The sequence below is a fragment of the methanotrophic endosymbiont of Bathymodiolus puteoserpentis (Logatchev) genome (assembly GCF_900128525.1).
In the GTDB taxonomy this organism is placed as follows: Bacteria; Pseudomonadota; Gammaproteobacteria; order Methylococcales; family Methylomonadaceae; genus Methyloprofundus.
The window spans coordinates 1-905 of sequence record NZ_FQTQ01000116.1 but is presented as its reverse complement, the minus strand read 5'-3'; the positions used below and the strand labels follow the sequence as shown (position 1 = coordinate 905).

2 protein-coding genes are annotated in these 905 nt (G+C 34.1%); both read right to left on the bottom strand.

What is annotated here, in order from left to right:
* Positions 1-166 precede the first annotated feature (166 nt).
* Entirely contained in the window at positions 167-466 is a 300-nt protein-coding gene (locus tag BQ7314_RS09690; RefSeq protein ID WP_174483507.1) for a type II toxin-antitoxin system RelE/ParE family toxin, read from the bottom strand.
* A gap of 2 nt (positions 467-468) precedes the next feature.
* On the bottom strand, positions 469-750 hold the full coding sequence (locus tag BQ7314_RS09685) for a CopG family ribbon-helix-helix protein (RefSeq protein WP_217423840.1): 282 nt from the start codon (positions 748-750) through the stop codon (positions 469-471).
* Positions 751-905: the final 155 nt, after the last annotated feature.

Below are 905 nucleotides of genomic sequence, written 5' to 3'. Positions count from 1 at the left end.
AAGGGACAGTTGTCCGAGGAAAATATGCCTGCTTATAAGCAATTTATGGCTTTAGCAGGATAGTTATGCCTGAAGAGCAGACGTGCTGCGTTTTCAATAATACTTGCGACAGAACCCAGAGGATGTACTAAATACTATCTAAAAGCACACTTCCTACATTTCTTTTTTAATTTTGGTTTAGCTCCCATTTACTAGGTTTATTTTGTGCCTCATGAAAGACACGAAGAACTTGTATTTGATTATTGATAATTCTATAGGGCAGGGTATAGGGAATACCTGGGATATGCCATTCTAAAATATCTCCATCTTCTTTTATTGTCCCGATATAAGGGTTTTCACTTAGTAAGGATAGTGACTTTTTTATCTTTTGCCCTACTATTTTTGTAGCCTGAGGGCTTTCTTTTGAAAGATAATATTTAATTTCCAGTAGATCCTCTTTTGCAAATGGCAATAAAACAACTTTCATATCTATTTATTAGGAAATATATCAGGTGTTGGTGCAGAAAGTTCATTTTCTGTTCCCCAGGAATCTAGCCAGTTGTCTATTTTTTCGTGAGAAATAAAGATTCCTTTATCAGCCTCTTCTACTGCTTCAGCAACAGCCCTCATCTTCCATTCATTTTTTTCCACATACTCTGCAATAGCTCTTGTAGCTATTTGGGATTGAGAGCGATGAGAAAGTTCACTGATTTCTTTTAGGCTATTTTTTAGTCCTTCAGGTAAACGCATTGAAAATTGGGTTGTAGTCATTGTATTCATACCATGTTAGTTAAAATGTAATACACTCACTTACATTGTAAGTATTTTTAGCTTCAAGTCAAAAAATAAAGCCTCTTTAGAAGTTATTTTTTCTTTAATTCTATGAGATAAATAGAGCTAAAATCTATACTTCTTTTCACTGTTGA